Origin of the sequence: Vibrio sp. B181a (genome assembly GCF_030248375.1) — a bacterium.
In the GTDB taxonomy this organism is placed as follows: domain Bacteria; phylum Pseudomonadota; class Gammaproteobacteria; order Enterobacterales; family Vibrionaceae; genus Vibrio; species Vibrio campbellii.
This window is the reverse complement of sequence record NZ_JAHGAD010000120.1, coordinates 1-2,073: the sequence shown is the minus strand read 5'-3', so window position 1 is coordinate 2,073 and position 2,073 is coordinate 1. Positions and strand designations below refer to the sequence as shown.

At 46.3% G+C, this 2,073-nt stretch carries 2 protein-coding genes and 1 pseudogene; all 3 read right to left on the bottom strand.

The window, feature by feature from the left end; translation table 11 throughout:
* Positions 1-1,279, bottom strand: a 1,279-nt coding sequence (locus KIO97_RS26100) for a zonular occludens toxin domain-containing protein (protein WP_285384366.1), incomplete at its 3' end; no start/stop codon positions are given.
* Between the two features lie 4 nt (positions 1,280-1,283).
* The gene (locus KIO97_RS26095) at positions 1,284-1,628 is read right to left on the bottom strand and encodes a DUF2523 family protein (protein ID WP_021017733.1); all 345 of its coding nucleotides are present in this window, start codon (positions 1,626-1,628) and stop codon (positions 1,284-1,286) included.
* Position 1,629: 1 nt separating this feature from the next.
* Positions 1,630-2,073, bottom strand: a pseudogene (locus tag KIO97_RS26090) (hypothetical protein); the annotation flags it as partial.

The following is a 2,073-nucleotide window of genomic DNA, read 5'->3' as shown; positions in this document are numbered from 1 at the left end:
ATTCACCGCTAGACAGCTGAACAAGGCAGTCGTCTAGATAATCCATTTGAATCCCAAGCTTTTTAAGAAATGAGTCATCGAGATAGCTAACACCTCTCGGTGTTACCACCTCAAAATGGACACTCACTCGAATTGAGTTGGGTTTGTGCCAACGCTCAACCGCAGACACATAGATGCTTTCGGAGTTGGATAGTGGGAACCAAGCCGGAACGGTGCCTATGTCATGATAAGGCCGAGTCCCGCAATCAGTGCCCGTACAGTTAGAACGACCAGAACCCACGACAGGATGACCCGCAGAACCTTGGTTATGATGAGCTTCACCTTGTGGAGACGATACCGGATTTTGCTGCGTAGCTTGATAAGGCTGCGTTCCTGTTTCAGTTGACGCCTCAGAACCAGAAACCATATTAATAATTGCATAAGTGATATACCCAAATGAAAGTACTATCAGTGCCATAGCGGCTAGGAATTTAGGGTTTAGAAAGATGTTCTTTCCAAGACCCGCTTTGGTGATTTGTCCCGTAACGGTAGAGGCGTAGAGCAGGTGAACATCAAGCGGTACCTTGAGGTTGTAAACCACATCGTCTTTGCTTGGTTTGGTCACAGTTCGTGTTGGGTCATGCTCTAAGATTCGAGGCTTACGGTTAGAGAAAAAGATCCCGTCTTTCCCTTTGTGTTGTTTGGCCAGCTCGGCCACGCCTTTAAGCTCTTTAGGAACTTGGGCGAAGTCGGGCGTTAATAAAACAATGTCCCAGTTGTAGTGGCGGTGCTCCATAAAAGCGTTGTTGAAGTTCTCAGGGTAGATAATCCGTCCTTGTTCATCAAAACGTGTACGCTGACAATCGTCTATCTCGCCGTTGTCTAGCGTTGATGTGTCCACAGTCAGCCAGCGTGAGTGGAACAACTCAGAAAACCCCTCTGGTAGATGAGACTCAAAGTCAGTGAAAGGGCGCTTGTGTATGTTGGCCATCTTAAAACCTGCGTTGGTCGAGAAGATTTGCTGACATTCATCAATAAGGATGAAGGCGCCAATCGGAGCCCAACAGAAAAAGTACTTCCAAAGTTCGAAGCCTTCGGGATTACGCGAGCTGATACGAATGAGGCGAGCACTGTCCGGAAACTTTTCACCCAGTCGTTTCTCGATAATGTCGAGCGGCTGCATACCATGAATATTGGTGATGCAAACTCGACCTTCTCGAAGGGCTGGCAGTAAGTCGAACCATACTGCACACGCTGATTTATATGAGCCGCCGTGGCCATATCTAAATGAAGTTGCCATTGAATCACCAGTTAAAGAAACGCATGACTAAGGACGTCGCAAACGCATCGAAAATTATGCGTAGTCCTCCTGTCACGTTGTATTGAATGAGGATGTAACGAACATCAGAAGGGAGCGCATTGAAATGAGATTCAACCAGCGTGTAAACGCCATACTCTGATAGCAAGGTTTGAGCAATTTTCAGCGCTAACTGAATCGATGAGATTTTTAGTTCTAGCCAAAGAGACAAAAACCAAAGCTGCGCGTAGTCAAAGCAATTGATGATCCAATCCGGTATGTACTGGATGAACTCGACCATGGTTTGGCCGACGTTGGCGATAAAATCGAGTGCTGAATAAATGAAATCCACGTTATTTACTCCGTTGACCAAACAAGATGTAGAGCGCAATGAGCGCGCAGATAAAGAGAATGACAGGGCGAACGTAAGGCGAAACGTCATCAAAACGCTGTAGGCCAGAATCAACCTTGGTGCCTTTAACGGTGAAAGACCTATCGCTTAACGAGCCGTTATTGAAGTTGGTACCGATAGAAACCAGACCTTTGATTTCATCAACGTAGTCTTCAATTGAGCGGGTTTTCTCTGCGATGGTTTCATTGATAGCGATGAAATCAGACGAGGCGAAGATTTGCTCAGGCACATCATCTCCATAAGGGGAATTGAAACCAGAGCCTTTAAGCAGTTCTTCGATACCATCAAGGCTATTACCCAGTTCGCCAATCGAGTCACCTAAGCCTTGTAAGTCTTCACGGACACCCTTAGTTGCATTGGTGCTCTTATTTACCGCTGTTGTAAT